Consider the following 17,467-nt stretch of genomic DNA (forward strand, 5'->3'; position numbering starts at 1 on the left):
GGGCTCCTTATGCCCGGCCTTTTAAGGCCGATGAAGCATCTTGCTAGAGGCTCAAAGTCAAGCCCCAATCGCAATCGTCGCGAAGCGGCGATGAAATGACCCGGCCCGGTACTGCCCACGCAAGCACGCTGGAACGCGACCACCCAACGCAAGCCGTCTAAGCGCCGTACACCGGGACCGGGTGGTCGTCCGCGACCAGCTTGCGCACCACCCCGCCCAACTCCTCCGGCTCCCACCGCGCCCCCTTGTCGATCTCCGGCCCGCGCTGCCACCCGTGCACCACGCACACCCGCCCGCCGTCGACCTCGAACATCCGCCCGGTCACGTCCCCGGCCTCCTCGCTGCCCAGCCACACCACCAGCGGCGAGACGTTCTCCGGTGACATCGCGTCGAACCCGTCGTCCGGTGCCGCCATGTCGTCGGCGAACGTTTGCTCGGTCATCCGGGTGCGCGCGGCCGGCGCGATCGCGTTCACCGTCACGCCGTAGCGGGCTAGTTCGGCGGCGCCCACCAGGGTCATCGCGGCGATTCCCGCTTTGGCCGCCGAGTAGTTCGCCTGGCCCACGCTGCCGAACAGGCCGGCGCCCGACGACGTGTTGATCACGCGGCCCGACACCGCGCCGCCTGCCTTGTGGACTGCTCGCCAGTGTGCGCCGGCGTGGCGCAGCAGGGCGAAGTGGCCCTTGAGGTGGACGCGCACAACCTCGTCGAACTCGTCCTCACCGCAGCTCACGATCATGCGGTCGCGCACGATTCCAGCGTTGTTCACGAGCACGTCTAGGCCGCCGAAGGTCGACACCGCCGCGTCGACGACCCGTGCGGCGCCCGCCCAGGTGCCGATGTCGTCGGTGTTCACGACGGCGCGTGGGCCGATCAGGTCGGCTACCTCGGCGGCGGGGCCCACCGACAGGTCGTTGACCACGACGCGCGCGCCGGCAGCGGCGAACGCCAGAGCGTGCGCACGGCCGATGCCACGCCCTGCGCCCGTCACGATGACAACCCGGTCCTCGCACAACGTCATGACGAACCCCCATCGGTGTCAGCAGCGGCCAAGAACGCGGGGACCTCGCCCCCGCCGTGCACGACCAAAGTCGCACCGGTCACGTAAGAAGCCAGCGGAGAAGCGAGGAACACCGCGCACGCACCGACCTCGTCCGGCGAAGCGAGCCGCCCGAGCGGAACGGTCCGCGCGACAGCGGCGACACCCTCGGCAGAGCCGTAGTGCAGGTGAGACTGCTCGGTCTCCACCATGCCGACAGCCAATGCATTGACCCGCACCCGAGGCGCCCACTCGACGGCCAAAGACGCGGTCAGGTTGTCCAGCCCGGCCTTCGCGGCCCCGTAAGCAGCGGTCCCCGGCGACGGACGGCGACCGGACACGCTGCTCACGTTCACGATCGAGCCGCCGGAGTCCTTCATCACGGCGTACGCGGCCTGCGACACCAGCAGCGGCGCCAGCAGGTTCAGCTCCACGATCTTCTGGTGGAACCGCGGCGAAGCCTTGTCCGCCAACGCGAAAGGTGCTCCACCTGCGTTGTTCACCACGACGTCCAACCGGCCGAACCGCGAGACGACCGAAGACACCAGCAACGAGACCTGCTCTGCATCCCGGACATCGCACTGGACAAAAGAAGCACCCGGCACCTCAGCGGGACGCCGGGCGCAGGTCACCACGACAGCACCCGCGGACAGGAACGCGCGGGTGATCCCGAGGCCGACACCCCGCACGCCGCCCGTCACCAGGACGACGCTTCCGTCGAGGGACAGTTCCACGATGCACCTACCCCGGTCGCTCCGGCGCTGCTAAATTACCAAGCAATCGCTTGGTTCGGAAGGCGGCGCGATGGGAATATCCAGCAGCCACACCGAAAACGGCATCATCGAGGTCACGATCGACTATCCCCCGGTCAACGCCATCCCGTCGAACGGCTGGTTCGAGCTGGCCAAGACGATCACCACGGCCGGTGAGGACCCAGAGGCACGAGTGGTGATCCTGAGGGCCGAGAACCGCGGCTTCTGCGCGGGCGTCGACCTCAAGGAGATGCAACGCACCGAGGGCCACGCGGCGCTGATCGCCGCGAACAGGGGCTGCGCCAAGGCTTTCTCGGCCGTCTACGACTGCGAGGTGCCGGTCATCGCCGCGGTCAACGGGTTCTGCCTCGGCGGCGGCGTCGGGCTGGTCGGCAACGCGGACATCATCGTCGCCTCCGACGACGCCACGTTCGGCCTGCCCGAAGTCGACCGCGGGGCACTCGGCGCGGCAACGCACCTGGCCAGGCTCGTCCCGCAACACCTGATGCGCACGCTCTACTACACGGCCAGGAACGTCAGCGCGCAGACGTTGCACCACCACGGCAGCGTCATCGAGGTGACCACAAGGGAAAAGCTCGACGACGCCGCACGGGAGATCGCCCAGGAGATCGCCAAGAAGGACCCGACGGTGATCCGCGCGGCCAAGGAGGCGATCAACGGCATCGACCCGCAGCGCGTGCACCAGAGCTACCGCTTCGAGCAGGGCTTCACCTTCGAGCTCAACCTCACCGGTGTGTCGGACCACGCCCGGCAGGCCTTCCTGGACGGAAACCATGCGCGACAAGCGAATGACAGCTGACGAGGCCGTCGGCACGATCAAGGACGGCATGACCGTCGGCATCGGCGGCTGGGGCTCGCGGCGCAAGCCGATGGCCCTGGTCGAAGCGATACTGCGAACCGACGTCAAAGACCTCACCGTCGTCACGTACGGCGGCCCCGACGTAGGGATGTTGTGCGCGGCGGGCAAGATCCGCAAGCTGGTCTACGGCTTCGTCACGCTCGACACCATTCCGTACGACCCGTGGTTCAAACGGGCCAGGGAAACCGGCGCCATCGAGGTCCTCGAGCTCGACGAGGGCATGTTCCAGACCGGCCTGCGGGCAGCGGCGCACCGCCTGCCGTTCCTGCCGATCAGAGCCGGACTGGGCTCGGACGTGCTCAAGTACGCCCCGGAGCTCAAGACCGTCCGCTCCCCCTATGACGACGGCGAAGAGCTGGTCGCCATGCCCGCTCTCAAGCTCGACGTTGCGCTCGTGCACCTCAACCGCGCGGACAAGCACGGCAACGCCCAGTACCTCGGTCCGGATCCGTACTTCGACGACCTGTTCTGCCTGGCAGCAGAGCGGCGTTACGTCTCGTGCGAGCGGATCATCGACCAGTTCGAGGGACCACCACAGACGTTGCTGCTCAACCGGATGATGGTCGACGGCGTGATCGAGGCTCCAGGTGGAGCGGGTTTCACGAGCTGCGTGCCCGACTACCCACGCGATGAGGCCAGACAACGCCAGTACGCCGAAGCAGCTGCTGAGAAGAGGTTGCCGGCATGAGCGACATCACCAGGGCCGAGATCTGCGTGACCGCGTGCGCCGACCTGTTCGCGGGAGCAGGAGAAACGCTCGCCAGCCCGATGGGCCTCATACCGTCCCTCGGCGCGAAACTGGCCAGGCTCACCACCGAACCCGACCTGCTGCTCAGCGACGGTGAAGCATTTCTGCTCACTCCTGAGTCCACTGTGGAGGGCTGGCTGCCCTACCGGAAGGTGTTCGACGTCGTCGCGCACGGCCGTCGGCACGTCGTCATGGGCGCCAACCAGGTCGATCGGTTCGGCAACCAGAACATCTCCGCGATCGGCGACCACGCCCGGCCCACCCGCCAGCTCCTCGGCGTCCGCGGCGCCCCCGGCAACACCATCAACCACCGCACGAGCTACTGGGTCCCGCGACACAGCCCCAGAGTGCTGGTCAACGCGGTCGACGTGGTCTCCGGCGTCGGCTACGACCACGCCGTCGGCCCCTTCCACGACGTCCACCGAGTCGTCACGAACCTCGCCGTCCTCGGCTTCGACACCCCGGACCGCTCGATGCGCCTCGTCTCCACGCATCCCGGTGTGTCCGTCGACGAGGTGCAGGAACAAACGTCGTTCCCGCTCAACACGGACAACGTCACCGAAACCCGGCTCCCGGCCGACGAGGAGCTCGAGCTCATCCGAACCGTCCTCGATCCCGATGCCAAGCGGGACAGGGAAGTGCCGTCATGAGAACCGCGCTGACCGATCTCGTCGGCGTCCAGCACCCGGTCGTGCAGACCGGAATGGGCTGGGTCGCCGGTCCACGCCTGGTCTCCGCGACCGCCGAGGCGGGCGGGCTCGGCATCCTCGCGTCGGCCACCATGACCTACGGCGAGCTCGAAGCCGCCATCAAGGAGACCCGCTCCCGCACGTCCCACCCGTTCGGCGTGAACCTCCGCGCCGACGCCCAGGACGCACCAGAACGGGTCGACCTGATCATCCGCGAACAGGTCAAGGTCGCTTCCTTCGCACTGGCCCCGAAACCCGACATGATCGCCAAGCTGAGCGACGCCGGAGTCGTGGTGATCCCGTCGATCGGCGCGGCCAGGCACGCCGAGAAGGTCGCGAAGTGGGGCGCGCACGCCGTGATCGTCCAGGGCGGCGAGGGCGGCGGCCACACCGGCGGCGTGGCGACGACCCTGCTGCTCCCGAGCGTGCTGGACGCCGTCGAGATCCCGGTGATCGCGGCGGGCGGCTTCTTCGACGGCCGAGGCCTGGCTGCGGCGCTGGCGTACGGCGCGGCCGGAATCGCGATGGGCACCAGGTTCCTGCTCACCCGGGAGAGCACGGTCCCGGACGCGGTCAAACAGGCCTACCTGCAACGAGATCTGAGCGGCACGGTCGTCACCACCCGCGTGGACGGCCTGCCGCACCGGGTCCTGCGCACCGACCTCGTCGACCACCTCGAGAAGTCCGGCAAGCTCAGCAGCCTCACAAGAGCCGTCACGAATGCGGCCAGGTTCCGGCAGCACACCGGACTCTCGTGGCGCGCGATGATCCGCGAGGGTCTGGCCATGAAGCACGGCAAGGACCTCACCTGGTCGCAGGTGATCATGGCCGCGAACACGCCGATGCTGCTGCGCGCCGGACTGGTCGAGGGCAGGACCGACGCGGGCGTGCTCGCCTCCGGTCAGGTCGCCGGCCTGCTCGACGACCTGCCCACGTGCAAGGAGCTCATCGAGACCATCGTCGAGGACGCCGAGAAGGCCATCGACCGGCTCAAAGACGTTCGATGATCGTCACGTTCGCCTGACCGCCGCCCTCGCACATCGTCTGCAGCCCGTACCGGCCACCTGAGCGCTCCAGCTCGTGCAGCAACGTGGTGAACAGCTTGGTGCCGGTCGCGCCGATCGGATGTCCGAGAGCCAGCGCTCCCCCGTTGACGTTCACCCGCCCCAGGTCGATCTTGAGCTCCTTGGCCCACGCCAGCGGAACCGACGCGAACGCCTCGTTGATCTCGAACAGGTCGATGTCCGAAATGGACATACCGGCCCGGTCCAGCGCGAACCGCGTGGCGCGGATCGGCGCGGTCAACATGTAGATCGGGTCGGATCCGCGCGCCGAGATGTGGTGCACCCGCGCCCGAGGCGTCAACCGGTACTCGCGCACCGCCCGTTCCGACACCACCAGCACCGCCGAAGCACCATCGGAGATCTGCGACGACAACGCCGCGGTGGTCCTGCCGCCCGGCCGCAACGGTTGTAGCGCCGCCATCTTCTCGGCACTGGTGTCCGGCCGCGGGCACTCGTCGTGCACGACCCCGTCCACCGGCGCGATCTCCCGGTCGAACCGGCCCTCCTTGATCGCGGTGATCGCCCGCAGATGGCTCTGCAGCGCGAACTCCTCCATCTCGCGCCGCGACAGGTCCCACCGCACGGCGATCAGGTCGGCGGCGCGGAACTGGTTGACCTCCTCGGCGCCGTACCGGTGCTGCCAGCCCTCGCAGCCCTCGAACGGGCTCCCTGCCTGTGAACCGAAAGTCATGGCCGACCCGATCGGCACCTGCGACATGTTCTGCACGCCACCCGCGACGATGACGTCGGCCGTGCCGCTCATCACCGCCTGCGCCGCGAAGTGCAGCGCCTGCTGGCTCGACCCGCACTGCCGGTCGACCGTCACGCCCGGCACCTGTTCCGGGAACCCCGCGGCCAGCCAGGACGTCCGCGCGATGTCCCCCGCCTGCGGCCCCACGGTGTCCACGCAACCGAAGATCACGTCGTCCACGTCGGTCGGGTCGACGTCCACGCGGTTGAGCAGCGCCGTGATCACGTGCGCGCCCAGGTCGGCCGGATGCTTGTGGCTCAGCTCGCCGCCGCGCCGGCCCGCAGGAGTCCGCACAGCTTCGATGATGTACGCCTCGGCCACGAGGGCCCTCCTTCTACGTCTTCGAGTTCTTCCGGCGCCCCGTGGCGATGCCGTCGAGCAGGATCGCGAGGTACTGGTCCGCGACGGCGTCCGCGGACAGCCCGCCGCCCGGCCGGTACCAGCGCACGGCCACCCACACCGTGTCGCGGATGAACCGGTACGCGAGATCCACGTCGAGATCGGCGCGGAACACGCCCGCGCCCATGCCGTCCTCCAGCAGCACCGTCCACAGCTTGCGGAACTCCACGTTGCGGTCCTCCAGGTAGGAGAACCGCTCCAGCCCCATCAGGTGCTTGGACTCGTTCTGGTAGATCGCGACCTCGGCGTGCCGGGTGTCGATCGTCTCGAACGACGCCACGACCAGGGCCTTCAGCGTCTGCTTGGGTTCGAGGCCGGCGTCGACGATCTCCCGGTACCGCGCGAACAGCTCGTCCAGGAAGGTCCGCAGGATCTCGTCCACCATCGACTCCTTCGAGTCGAAGTGGTGGTAGAGGCTGCCGGACAAAATGCCCGCCGCGTCCGCGATGTCCCTGACCGTGGTCTGCCCGTAGCCACGTTCGGCGAACATCCGTGCGGCGAGCTCCAGCAGCTGTGCCCTCCTGGTGCTCACAGGTCGTTCCTTCCTCATGGGTGCTGACTGCTCACCGAGACGACCTCGCCCGTCAGGTACGACGAGTAGTCGCTGGCGAGGAACACGATCACATTCGCGACCTCCCAGGGCTCGGCGGCGCGCCCGAACGCCTCCCGGGACGCCAGCTCCGTCAGCAACTCCTCACTGGTGACCTTGGCGAGGAACGGGTGCGCCGCCAAGCTCGGGGCGACTGCGTTCACCCGGATGCCGTGCTCGGCCACGTCCATCGCGGCGCAGCGCGTCAACGCCATGACCCCTGCTTTCGCTGCCGCGTAGTGGGCTTGACCCTTCTGGGCGCGCCAGCCGATCACACTGGAGTTGTTAACGACGACACCGCTTCGCTGGGCGACCATTTGGCGTAATGCGGCCCTGGTGCAGCGGAAGGTGCCGTTCAGCGTGACGTCGAGGACTTTCGACCACTCGTCGTCGGCCATGTCGAGCACCGACTTCTCGCCGCCGAGGCCCGCGTTGTTGACCATCACGTCGATACGGCCGAACCGCTCGACCGTGCCGTCGATCAGCGCTTGGACCTGCTCCTCGTTGGTGACGTCGCACGGGATGGCGTGCGCGGTGCCGAGCTGCTCGTGGGTTTCCTTCAACCGCCGCTCATGCCAGTCGCTGATGATCACCGTCGCGCCTTCTTCGAGACAGCGCTTCGCGGTGGCCGAGCCGATGCCCGTCCCTGCCGCCGCGGTCACGACGACGACCTTGTCCTTGAGCAGGTCATGTTTCATCGAGGCAGCCCCAGAATTCGGTGAGCGATGATCTCGCGCTGGATCTCGTCCGAACCGCCGTAGATCGTCTCCGCGCGGCTGAACAGGAACATGCGCTCCCACTCGTTGCCCGCGAGCATCGACTCGGGCCCGAGCGACTCCATCGCGAGCTCACCGAGCCTGCGGTGCCAGCCGCCCCAGAACAGCTTCAGCACGGACGCCTCCGGGCCGGGGTCGTCGTTCATGGTTCTGAGCGTGTGCGAGCGCATGACGTGCAGCTCCAGCCACGCCCTGGTGAGCTTCTCCCGCATCTCGTCCGGCGCCGAGGCCATGATCGCGTCGAGCTGGCGGCGGAAGCCGACCTGGTGGCCGAGCATCGCGGTGCCGCGTTCGAAGCCGAGCGTGGCCATGGCGATCTTCCAGCCCTCGCCCGGCTGGCCGACGACGTTCTCCCCGGCCGTGACCGCACCGTCGAAGAAGACCTCGTTGAACTCAGACGTGCCGGTGAGCTGGCGGATCGGCCGCACCTCGACGCCCGGCTGGTTCATGGGCACGAGCAGGTACGAGAGGCCCTGGTGGCGCTGGGAGCCCGGTTCCGTGCGGCACAGGACGAAGATCCAGTCCGAGTAGTGCGCGTTCGACGTCCAGATCTTCTGGCCGTTGATCACCCACCGGTCGCCGTCGAGGGTCGCCTTCGTCTGGACGTTCGCCAGGTCGGAGCCGGCGTTCGGTTCGGAGTAGCCCTGGCACCACAGCTCGTCGAGGCTTTTGATCTTCGGCAGGAAGCGTTCTTTCTGCGCCGGCGTGCCGAACGCGATGAGCGTCGGGCCGAGCAGGCCCTCGCCGACGATGTCGACCTTCGCGGGCGCATCCGCCTCCGCGTACTCCTCGTGGAAGACGACCTGCTCCGCCACGCTGCGCTCGCCGGGCCAGCCGAGGCACGTCCACCCGCTCGTGGCGAGGTGCCGGTGCCAGCGCAGCCGGCCCTCGAACGCCTCGTGCTCGCGGCCGGGTCCACCCAGGCCGCGCAGCTCAGCGAACTCACCGACGAGGTTGGCGGACAACCATTCCCGCACCTCGCGCCGGAAGGACTCCATGGGCCATACTCTAACCTACCAAGCACTTGCTTTGGAGGACGTCACGTGAGCGATCCAAGCAGGCAAACGGTTTCAGCTGTGCTCGACCGCGCCGCTGCTTCGTACATCGACGCGGAAGCGTTGGTGGACGGGGAAGTCAGGCTCACCTATCCCGCGCTGCGCGCGTCCGTGCACGATGCCGCGCGTGCCCTCGCCGGGATGGGGGTGCGGCCGGGCGACCGCGTGGCTTTGTGCGCGCCCAACTCGGTTCGCTGGGTGATCGCCGCGCTCGGGGCGTTGCACGCCGGTGCTGCGCTGGTGCCGATCAACACGCGGTTCACCGCCACCGAGACGTTGGACGTGCTGCGGCGCAGTGCCGCGCGCGCCTTGATCGTGGAAGGTGAGTTTCTGGGGCGCGACAGGCTTGCCGAACTGCGGGCGTTGTCGGCCGATCTGCCCGAAGTCCTGGTGCGGTTGCCCATCACGTGGGTCGCTCCTGATGTGGATCTGCCCGAGTTGTCCGCGGATCAGCTCTGCGACGTCATGTACACGTCGGGCACGACCGGGCGCAGCAAGGGGGCGATGAGCGCGCACCGGCAGTCGCTCGGGGTGGCGCAGGCTTGGGCTGATTGCGGTGCGTTGACGTCTGCCGATCGGTACCTGATCGTCAACCCGTTCTTCCACACCTTCGGTTACAAGGCCGGGATTCTGGCCTGTTTGCTGACCGGCGCGACGATCGTGCCGCAGCCTGTGTTCGACGTCGTCGAGACGATGCGGCTGATCGAACGGGAGCGCATCACCGTGCTGCCTGGGCCGCCGACGATCTTCCAGACCCTGCTCGACCATCCCGAGCGCGGCTCGTTCGACCTGTCCAGCCTGCGGCTCGCGGTCACCGGCGCTGCGGTCGTGCCCGTGGTGCTGGTCGAGAGGATGCGCTCGGAGCTCTCGCTGACCGTGCTCACCGCCTACGGGTTGACCGAGGCGGTCGTCGCGACCATGTGCCGTCCCGGTGACTCACCCGAGACGGTCGCCCACACGTGCGGGCGGCCGATGGCGGAGTTCGAGCTGCGGCTGGGTGAGCAGGACGAGGTGCTGCTGCGCGGCCCGAACGTGATGCTCGGCTACCTCGACGATCCCGAGGCGACCGCCGCCGCCATCGACGCCGACGGCTGGCTGCACACCGGCGACGTCGGCAAGGTGGACGCGCAGGGGTACCTGTCGATCACCGACCGGCTCAAGGACATGTACATCTGCGGCGGGTTCAACGTGTATCCGGCCGAGATCGAGCAGACGCTGGCCCGGCTGCCGGGAATCGCCGAGTCGGCCGTGGTGGGCATGGCGGACGCGCGGCTCGGCGAGGTCGGGGTGGCGCACATCGTTCTGTCGCCCGGTTTCTCGCTGACCTCGGACGAGGTGATCGAGTTCTGCCGCGAACGGCTCGCCAACTACAAGGTGCCGCGCGTGGTCGAGTTCGTGCCCGCACTCCCCCGCAACGCCATGGGCAAGGTCCTCAAGAACCTACTGCGCAAGGAGAACGCGTGACAGTCGAGTATGAGCGGCGGGACGCGGTCGCCGTCGTGACCATGAACCGCCCGGAGTACCGCAACGCGCAGAACTCGGCGATGACCTACGCGTTGGACGAGGCTTTCACGCGTGCTGTCAACGACTCCGAGGTCAAGGTGATCGTGCTGGCCGGCGCCGGTGACCACTTCTCCGCGGGCCACGACATCGGCTCGCCCGGCCGGGACGTCGACGTCTCGTTCGAGCGCAAGGCCGTGCTGTGGTGGGACCACGTCGGCCGCGAGGGCGGTGATCTCCGCTTCGCGCGCGAGATGGAGGTCTACCTCGGCATGTGCCGGCGGTGGCGGGAGATCCCCAAACCGATGATCGCGATGGTGCAGGGCGCGTGCGTGGCGGGCGGTCTGATGCTCGCGTGGGTGTGCGACCTGATCGTGGCCGCCGAGGACGCGTTCTTCGCCGATCCCGTGGTGCGCATGGGCATTCCGGGCGTCGAGTACTTCGCTCATCCGTGGGTGCTCGGCCCGCGCGCCGCCAAGGAGGTGCTGTTCACCGGCGATCGCTTCTCGGCTCAGCGCGCCTATGAGTGGGACATGGTGTCACGGGTCGTCCCACGTTCGTCGTTGGAGGATGAGACCTTCCAGCTCGCTTCACGGATTTCCGCGATGCCGCAGTTCGGGCTGGCGCTGGCCAAGAAGGCGGTCAACCAGTCCGAGGACCTCATGGGCATGCGCGCGGGGATGGACTCCGTGTTCGGGCTGCACCACCTCGCGCACGCGCACAACGCCGAGGTCAGCCCTGACGCGCTGGCCGGGATGGACGCCCGTTCGATGAAGAAGGCCTCCGGCTGATGGATCTCACCCTCGACTCCGCTTCGTCTCGGTTCCAGGCCGAGGTGCGGTCGTGGCTGGCCGCGCACGTCCGTCCACTGTCCTCGATGGACACCGCGTTGGGCTTCGAGGAGCACCGCTCGTGGGAACGGCTGCTGGCTTCTGAGCGCTTGTCGGTCGTGTCGTGGCCTGAGGAGTTCGGCGGGCGTGACCTGGGGTTGCTGCAGTGGCTGATCTTCGAGGAGGAGTACCACGCTTCGGGCGCTCCTGGCCGCGTCTCGCAGAACGGGATCTTCCTGCTGGCGCCGACGTTGTTCGCGCACGGCACTCCTGAACAACGTGCGCGGATCCTGCCGCCGATGGCCCGGGGTGACGAGGTGTGGGCGCAGGCGTGGTCCGAGCCCGAGGCCGGGTCCGATCTGGCCTCGTTGCGCAGCACCGCTATGCGCACCGATGGCGGCTGGTTGTTGCGCGGGCAGAAGACGTGGAGCTCGCGGGCGGCGTTCGCGGACCGGGCGTTCGGGCTGTTCCGGACTTCTTCTGAAGGGCGGCACCGCGGGCTGACCTACCTGATGTTCGACCTGCGGGCCGACGGTGTCTCAGTCCGCCCGATCGCCCAGCTCGACGGGGAGCCGGGCTTCGCCGAGATCTTCCTGGACGACGTGTTCGTGCCGGACCGCGACGTGATCGGCGCCGTGGGCGACGGGTGGCGGGTGGCGATGAGCACGGCGGGCAACGAGCGCGGGCTGTCGTTGCGCAGTCCTGGCCGGTTTCTTGCCGCCGCTGGACGGCTGGTGGAGCTCTACCGGAAGAACCCGGATCCCGCCCTGCGTGACCGGGTCGTCGACGCGTGGATCGGGGCGCAGGCGTATCGGCTGCACACGTTCGGGGCGTTGGGGAACCCGCCCACCGGTCCGGCCGCGAGCGTCACGAAGGTGTTCTGGTCCGAGCTGGACGTGGCCTTGCACGAGACCGCTCTCGACCTGCTGGGCGAGGTCGCGCCGGGGTGGCGGGACGGGTGGCTGTTCTCGCTGGCAGGGCCGATCTACGCCGGTACGAACGAGATTCAGCGCAACGTGATCGCCGAGCGAATCCTGGGGCTGCCGCGATGATGTTCACGCTCTCGCCGGAGCAGACGGACCTCGCCTCGGTGCTGCACGGGTTTCTCGCGGCGGGGAAGCGGGATCTGGCCGAGCTCGGGGTGGACGAGGTCACGGACCCGGTCGACCTCGTGGTGGTGTTCGAGGAGCTGGGGCATCACGCGGTGGACGGTCCGCTGATCGAGTCGCTGGCGGTGGTGCCGGCGCTGGTCGGCGGAGTCGACGGCTGGGCACAGCTCGGAGACGCGGCAGGGGCTGGAGACGGGGCCAGGGCCAGGGCCAGGACCTGGTCCGTTGCCTTCCCGCCTCTCGTCCCCCATGCCGTCGAGGCCGCCCACTATCTCCTCGTCGAAGGCGACACCCTCCGCGAGGCCGCGCCCACCGCCGAGCTGTCCTCCGTGGACCCCGCCCGCTCCCTGGTCGAACTGGCCGGCGGCACGGTCGTCGCCACCGACGTTCCCGCTGCCCGCGCGTTCGACCTCGGCGTCCTGACCTGCTCGGCCCAGCTCCTCGGCCTCGGCCGCGCCATGCTCGAGATGACCACCGCCCACGTCCAGGCGCGCACCCAGTTCGGCAAGCCGATCGGCTCGTTCCAGGCCGTGAAGCACCACCTCGCCACCGTCCTGATCGGACTCGAACTGGCCCGCCCCCTGGTGTTCGGCGCCGCCGTGACCATGTCGCCCCGCGACGTCTCGGCGGCCAAGGTCGCCACCTCCGACGCTGCCTGGCAGGCGGCGCGCACCGCCCTGCAGGTCCACGGCGCGATCGGCTACACCGCCGAACACCCACTGGCCCGCTTCCTGCTGCAGACCCGAGCCCTGCGCACCGCGTGGGGAAGCCCGTCGATGCACCGAGCCCGCGTGCTGGAGGCGTTGTGACACCGGAACAAGAGGCGCTCCGCGACGCCGTCCGCAACCTGCTCGGCAAGCACTCGGACGTCCGCGCGGCCATCGAGACCCCGCACGGCTACGACAAGGCGTTGTGGGCCAGGCTGTGCGACATCGGCGTGCTCCCGATCCCCGAGCAGTACGGCGGTTCCGGCGCGACCCACGTCGAGACCCAGATCGCGCTGGAAGAACTCGGCCGCACCCTCACGCCGTCACCACTGCTCGGCACGGCCATCGCCGCCCAGGCACTCCTGACGACGAGCGGCAACGGTGGGTTGCTGCGCCGCATCGCCGAGGGAGCAATCGCGACGCTCGCCTGGGACCACACCGAGATCACGTCGACCGATGCGTTCGACTACCCAGAGGTCAACTCTCACAGCGACTACCTCGACGGCACCGCGCGGTACGTCCTCGACGGCGACCTGGCCGAGATCCTCCTGGTCAGCGACGGCAGAAGCCTGTACGAGGTCGATCTGGCCGGCGTGACCCGCGAACACACCGCGACCGTGGACCAGACCCGCCGCCTGGCCACGATCCACTTCACCAACGCCCCCGCAACCCGCCTCGGCCCCTGGAAATCCGAGATCCAGGACGTCGCCCTGGCCGCCCTGGCCGCGGAACAGGTCGGCGCCGCCGCACGAGCCCTCGAACTCACCGTCGAGTACACCAAGACACGCGTCCAGTTCGGCAAACCACTGGCGTCGTTCCAGGCGTTGAAGCACCGCATGGCCGACATGCACGTCCTCGTGGAGACCGCCCGCTCTGCCGCCCTTGCCGCCACCGACGAGGTGTCCGCGGCGGTGGCGAAGGTGTACTGCTCGGAGGCGTTCTTCAAGGTCGCGTCCGAGATGGTCCAACTGCACGGCGGGATCGCGATCACGTGGGAGCACGACGCCCACCTGTACTTCAAGCGGGCGCACGGCAGCGGCCAGCTGTTCGGAAGTCCGCGCGTCCACCTGGACCGAATCGCCCAAACCGCCCGTGAGTGATCGTTCCACTGCTTAGACTCAGCTCCCGTGGACGAACGAATCCTGGATCCGGATGGCGCGCGGGAGCGGCTTGCCGCGTGGAAGGGCCGGATCGACAAGCTGGCCGACGACACCAGGTCGATGAGTCAGCAGCTACAGGGATTGCGGATCGTCGCGAAGGACCCTGTGGGGATCGCCGAGGTCACGATCGACTCGTCCGGTGCGATGACGGATCTGAAGCTCACCGACCGGATGACCGGCACCAGGCCCGAGACCGTGGCGGCGACGATCATGGCCACGCTCACCGACGCGCGCAAGCAGCTCGCGGAGCGGTCGAAGGAGATCGTCGCCGACACCATCGGCACCGAGACCGCGGCAGGGCGCGCCATCGTGGAGAGCGTCGGCCGCCAACTCGGCGCCGATGAGGCGAAACCGGCTCGTAGGCCCTCCGCAGACGACGACATCGAGACCCAGACCTACACCGAAGAGCGGTGGTGAGCGTGGCCGGGTTCAACGTCGAAGCGGAACAGCTGCGAGCCCACGCGGGCAGCATCGACGCGATCAAGCAACGTTTCGCGAAGGTCAAGGCCGCGAGTTCCCACATCACGCAGGACGATCAGGCGTACGGCCTGCTGTGTGGGTGGATCTCCGGCGTTCTGGAGGGCAGGCACACCGACATCGACGCGGTGATCGCGACCGTCGAGAACAACCTGGAGCTGGTCGCGAAGGAACTGCGTGCGAGCGCGGACACCTACGTGGTGGCCGACCAGGACAACGTCGAACGGCTCCACGCGGCCGGAGGTGACCGGTGACGGAAGGATCCCTGGTTGCGCCCGTCCAGTCGTCGCGGGAGGTCTGGACGGGGTCCAGCCTCGCGGACGGCATCGAAGGGCTCGTCGACGCGATCAAAAGCGAGGGCTGGGTCGACGATGCGATCGCCGGTGCGTCGCTCGCCGTTGACGTCGCGGCGAGCGTGATGGACCCGATCAGCGCGTTGCTCGCCAACGGGCTCGGCTGGGCGATCGAGTACTTCGACCCCTTGCGCGAGATGCTCGACGAACTGACCGGCAAGCAGGATGTCGTCCGCTCGCACGCCGCGACCTGGAACAACATGGCGACGGAGCTGGCCGACATGGCCACCGACCTGCGCGCGGACCTCGAGAGCGACCTGCTCGGCTGGGAGGGCGACGCGTCGGAGGCCTACCAGCGGTTGATGGTCAACAACGTGGACGCGATCGGTGGACTGTCCGCGATCGCGGCGGCGATGGCCGCCGCCACGGAGGGCGCGGGCGGGCTGGTCGAGATGACCCGCGAGATCGTCCGCGACCTGATCGCCGACCTGGTGGCCAGGGTGATCGTGTGGGCGGTCGAAGCGATCTTCGTGATCACGATCCCGGTGATCGCGGCCCAGATCGTCGCAGCCGTGGTCAAGTGGGCGGGCCGCATCCTCACCTACACCACGGGCCTGATCACCAGCCTGACCAACCTCACGAAGCTGCTGAACGGATAGGGCTCGATGACCGGGAAACCCAGGACTCCGGGCGGCGGCGGCAACACCCCGAGCGGCACGCCGAAGAAGAAACCGTCACAGCAACACGGCAACATCAACGCGGGCGCCGGATTGACCAGCGCGACGAAAGCCGCCGCGCAAACCGCTCAGGCGGGCACGCCCGGTGGTGGATCGGGCTCAGGCACCCCGGCCGGCAAACCGGGCAACCAGCAGGGCAGCAACAAGCCCCCGAAAAAACCATTGCCCGCCAAGCCCACCGCGCCGCCCAAGGCCGACGACATCCACCACAGCGATGCGTCCAAAGAGCACATCATCCACGGCGACGGCGGCAAGCAGGGCGGCCACATCGCGGGCACCGGGTTCTCTGGCAAGACGGAGTTCCCGAAGGGCTGGGACGAGGCCAAGATCCTCGATGCGGCGCACCAGGTCACCCAGTCCGGGCCGCCGGTGACCGGTCCGAAACCCACCAAGGACGCGAATGGCGACCCCGCGTGGGCGTACAACTACGAGGGCATGGTCGACGGTGTTCTCGTCCGGACCACAGTGCTGTCGAACGGCGAGATCCGCACGTCGTTCCCGCCGGACGCCACGAACCCCGGCGTGATCCTCAACCCGCCCGCGCCCACGCCGGCCCCGCAGGGCGTGCCGCAGAGCAACCCGCCGCGCTACAGCAACCCCGCCGCCGGTGGTGACGGCAGCTGGACCTGGGAAGGCCCGAAGGGCGACCGTGTCATCAGGATCGTCCAGGACAACCAGGGTAACGTCACCAAAACCGATCTCGGCCCGTACAAAAAGAAGTGAAGACCATGGATGTGAAGACCTACGCGACGGTCACCGACCTGTGCGCGCGGCTCGCGGGCCGGTTGGAAGACGACACCCTGCGTTCGGTGCGCGAGGACTACTTCGGTGGCGAGCCCGCGCAGGCCGAGGCGACGCTGCTGTTGTCCATGGCGTACGAGAACATCGGCATCACGGCCGAGGAACGCGAGCTGATCGCGTCCACTTTGGACGACCCGGACAGCCCCGACCTCGCGGCGGTGCCGAGCATCGACGAGGTGCCGCCCGTGCCGTATCGCTTCAGTGCTCAGGCTCCCGCTTCGGCACCCGACCCGAGCAGGGCGGACGTCGTGCTGTCCGCCGACGCCGCACGCCACGGTGGACGGCGATTGCGCCGGGCCTGGCGTGAACCACTCGACGGCGCGCCGGACGTGGCGAAGTGGGTGTACGTGTTGCAGGCGCACGAAAACGCGAACCTCCTGGGAGCGTTCGCCGGGCTCTCCGGGCGGTTGTGGGTGGTGCTGCAGGAGAAGTGGCCGCTGGAGGTCGTGGTCGAGGGCAGGTTGCTGCCGCCGTACCAGGCCGCCGCGGTGACGGTCGCGCCGCAGATCTGGAGTCTCTGAGACCATCGGGTGCCGGCGGAGGTCGTGCACGCCGCCTTCTACAACTTCGCCGACGGGGAGGCCGCGCGGCACATGCGGGGCGCGTCGGAGAAGATCACGCCCGAGGCGTCCCTCGCCGCGCGCGAGCGGGGCGGTGCGGCGACCGTGCGGCGGATCGTCGGCGACGAGCGCAGCCACGGCGGGCCGAGTCATGTACGCCGGGCTGCGGAGCTTGCCGGTGCCGAGTGATCCGGTCCGGAGTCGTTCGGGCGCATCCACCACCTGCCGAAGAAGCGGCTGGCCGAGGTCATGAACGGCCTGCGCGAGCGTGGGATCGTCGAGGCCGACGGCCGCTTCACCGACGCCCGTCGTGAGATCCAGCACCGCGTCGAAGCCCTCACCGAACAGCTCGCCGTCCCGCCGTCCGACGCCCTCTCCCCCGCTGAACTCGACGAACTGGTCACCGAGCTCGAAGCCATCAGCGCGAGACTGGTGGCCGCAGAGTCGCGGTGAGGCCTAAGAACTCCTAACTCAATGAGAGGTTGCGGAGTCGGCGCCAGCAGATGATCGCGCAGGCCAGGCTGAGGAAGGCTTCGTGGATGTCATCGCGG

General features: G+C 68.6%; 22 protein-coding genes. 16 read left to right on the top strand and 6 right to left on the bottom strand.

Going from position 1 to position 17,467, the window contains the following annotated elements; translation table 11 throughout:
* Nucleotides 1-157: 157 nt before the first annotated feature.
* Both ABZ345_RS46165 and ABZ345_RS46170 read right to left on the bottom strand, forming a co-directional pair.
* Nucleotides 158-1,021: an SDR family oxidoreductase gene (locus ABZ345_RS46165; RefSeq protein WP_359861921.1), complete on the bottom strand. Its 864-nt coding sequence runs from the start codon at nt 1,019-1,021 to the stop codon at nt 158-160.
* Nucleotides 1,018-1,773: an SDR family oxidoreductase gene (locus ABZ345_RS46170; protein ID WP_359861923.1), complete on the bottom strand. Its 756-nt coding sequence runs from the start codon at nt 1,771-1,773 to the stop codon at nt 1,018-1,020. The genes ABZ345_RS46165 and ABZ345_RS46170 overlap by 4 nt, the downstream gene beginning before the upstream one ends.
* Nucleotides 1,774-1,843: 70 nt before the next feature.
* On the opposite strand from ABZ345_RS46170, the gene ABZ345_RS46175 reads away from it, so the two are divergent.
* Genes ABZ345_RS46175 through ABZ345_RS46190 form a run of 4 tightly spaced genes read left to right on the top strand, consistent with a single transcriptional unit; the run spans nt 1,844 to nt 5,115 of the window.
* Entirely contained in the window at nt 1,844-2,611 is a 768-nt protein-coding gene (locus tag ABZ345_RS46175) for an enoyl-CoA hydratase family protein (RefSeq protein WP_359861925.1), read from the top strand.
* Complete coding sequence (locus tag ABZ345_RS46180) at nt 2,586-3,359, top strand: CoA-transferase (protein WP_359861927.1); 774 nt, start codon at nt 2,586-2,588, stop codon at nt 3,357-3,359. Before ABZ345_RS46175 ends, ABZ345_RS46180 begins: the two co-directional genes overlap by 26 nt.
* A complete protein-coding gene (locus ABZ345_RS46185; RefSeq protein WP_359861928.1) occupies nt 3,356-4,069 on the top strand; it encodes a CoA-transferase in 714 nt (237 codons plus the stop codon). The genes ABZ345_RS46180 and ABZ345_RS46185 overlap by 4 nt, the downstream gene beginning before the upstream one ends.
* On the top strand, nt 4,066-5,115 hold the full coding sequence (locus tag ABZ345_RS46190) for a nitronate monooxygenase (protein ID WP_359861930.1): 1,050 nt from the start codon (nt 4,066-4,068) through the stop codon (nt 5,113-5,115). Before ABZ345_RS46185 ends, ABZ345_RS46190 begins: the two co-directional genes overlap by 4 nt.
* On the opposite strand, the gene ABZ345_RS46195 is transcribed toward ABZ345_RS46190, so the two are convergent.
* The 4 genes from ABZ345_RS46195 to ABZ345_RS46210 are packed head-to-tail and all read right to left on the bottom strand — an operon-like array spanning nt 5,099 to nt 8,685.
* Nucleotides 5,099-6,244, bottom strand: a complete 1,146-nt coding sequence (locus ABZ345_RS46195) for an acetyl-CoA C-acetyltransferase (RefSeq protein ID WP_359861932.1) — start codon at nt 6,242-6,244, stop codon at nt 5,099-5,101. The genes ABZ345_RS46190 and ABZ345_RS46195 overlap by 17 nt on opposite strands.
* 13 nt (nt 6,245-6,257) lie before the next feature.
* Complete coding sequence (locus tag ABZ345_RS46200; RefSeq protein ID WP_359861934.1) at nt 6,258-6,854, bottom strand: TetR/AcrR family transcriptional regulator; 597 nt, start codon at nt 6,852-6,854, stop codon at nt 6,258-6,260.
* Between the two features lie 14 nt (nt 6,855-6,868).
* Entirely contained in the window at nt 6,869-7,609 is a 741-nt protein-coding gene (locus tag ABZ345_RS46205) for an SDR family oxidoreductase (protein ID WP_359861936.1), read from the bottom strand.
* On the bottom strand, nt 7,606-8,685 hold the full coding sequence (locus tag ABZ345_RS46210; protein WP_359861938.1) for an acyl-CoA dehydrogenase family protein: 1,080 nt from the start codon (nt 8,683-8,685) through the stop codon (nt 7,606-7,608). Before ABZ345_RS46210 ends, ABZ345_RS46205 begins: the two co-directional genes overlap by 4 nt.
* A gap of 45 nt (nt 8,686-8,730) precedes the next feature.
* Between ABZ345_RS46210 and ABZ345_RS46215 the strand changes: the two genes are divergently transcribed.
* Genes ABZ345_RS46215 through ABZ345_RS46270 form a run of 12 tightly spaced genes read left to right on the top strand, consistent with a single transcriptional unit; the run spans nt 8,731 to nt 17,369 of the window.
* On the top strand, nt 8,731-10,206 hold the full coding sequence (locus tag ABZ345_RS46215) for a FadD3 family acyl-CoA ligase (protein ID WP_359861940.1): 1,476 nt from the start codon (nt 8,731-8,733) through the stop codon (nt 10,204-10,206).
* The gene (locus tag ABZ345_RS46220) at nt 10,203-11,033 is read left to right on the top strand and encodes an enoyl-CoA hydratase (RefSeq protein ID WP_359861942.1); all 831 of its coding nucleotides are present in this window, start codon (nt 10,203-10,205) and stop codon (nt 11,031-11,033) included. The genes ABZ345_RS46215 and ABZ345_RS46220 overlap by 4 nt, the downstream gene beginning before the upstream one ends.
* The gene (locus ABZ345_RS46225) at nt 11,033-12,124 is read left to right on the top strand and encodes an acyl-CoA dehydrogenase family protein (RefSeq protein WP_359861943.1); all 1,092 of its coding nucleotides are present in this window, start codon (nt 11,033-11,035) and stop codon (nt 12,122-12,124) included. Before ABZ345_RS46220 ends, ABZ345_RS46225 begins: the two co-directional genes overlap by 1 nt.
* The gene (locus ABZ345_RS46230) at nt 12,121-12,990 is read left to right on the top strand and encodes an acyl-CoA dehydrogenase family protein (RefSeq protein ID WP_359861945.1); all 870 of its coding nucleotides are present in this window, start codon (nt 12,121-12,123) and stop codon (nt 12,988-12,990) included. The genes ABZ345_RS46225 and ABZ345_RS46230 overlap by 4 nt, the downstream gene beginning before the upstream one ends.
* Nucleotides 12,987-13,988, top strand: coding sequence for an acyl-CoA dehydrogenase family protein (locus ABZ345_RS46235; protein WP_359861947.1), 1,002 nt, complete (start codon nt 12,987-12,989; stop codon nt 13,986-13,988). The genes ABZ345_RS46230 and ABZ345_RS46235 overlap by 4 nt, the downstream gene beginning before the upstream one ends.
* Nucleotides 13,989-14,015: 27 nt before the next feature.
* Entirely contained in the window at nt 14,016-14,465 is a 450-nt protein-coding gene (locus tag ABZ345_RS46240) for a YbaB/EbfC family nucleoid-associated protein (protein ID WP_359861949.1), read from the top strand.
* A 2-nt stretch (nt 14,466-14,467) separates the two neighbouring features.
* Nucleotides 14,468-14,779: a type VII secretion target gene (locus ABZ345_RS46245; RefSeq protein WP_359861951.1), complete on the top strand. Its 312-nt coding sequence runs from the start codon at nt 14,468-14,470 to the stop codon at nt 14,777-14,779.
* Entirely contained in the window at nt 14,776-15,477 is a 702-nt protein-coding gene (locus tag ABZ345_RS46250; protein ID WP_359861952.1) for a hypothetical protein, read from the top strand. Before ABZ345_RS46245 ends, ABZ345_RS46250 begins: the two co-directional genes overlap by 4 nt.
* A gap of 6 nt (nt 15,478-15,483) precedes the next feature.
* Nucleotides 15,484-16,278 carry an EndoU domain-containing protein gene (locus ABZ345_RS46255; protein WP_359861954.1) on the top strand — a complete coding sequence of 265 codons (795 nt, stop codon included), beginning with the start codon at nt 15,484-15,486 and terminating at the stop codon, nt 16,276-16,278.
* Nucleotides 16,279-16,283: 5 nt separating this feature from the next.
* Nucleotides 16,284-16,877, top strand: coding sequence for a hypothetical protein (locus tag ABZ345_RS46260; RefSeq protein ID WP_359861956.1), 594 nt, complete (start codon nt 16,284-16,286; stop codon nt 16,875-16,877).
* 9 nt (nt 16,878-16,886) lie between these two features.
* Entirely contained in the window at nt 16,887-17,105 is a 219-nt protein-coding gene (locus ABZ345_RS46265; RefSeq protein WP_359861958.1) for a hypothetical protein, read from the top strand.
* Nucleotides 17,106-17,165: 60 nt separating this feature from the next.
* Nucleotides 17,166-17,369 (top strand): hypothetical protein, encoded by a 204-nt coding sequence (locus tag ABZ345_RS46270; RefSeq protein WP_359861960.1) that lies wholly within the window; start codon nt 17,166-17,168, stop codon nt 17,367-17,369.
* Nucleotides 17,370-17,467 lie beyond the last annotated feature (98 nt).

The organism is Lentzea sp. NPDC005914, assembly GCF_040629405.1.
Taxonomy (GTDB): domain Bacteria; phylum Actinomycetota; class Actinomycetes; order Mycobacteriales; family Pseudonocardiaceae; genus Lentzea.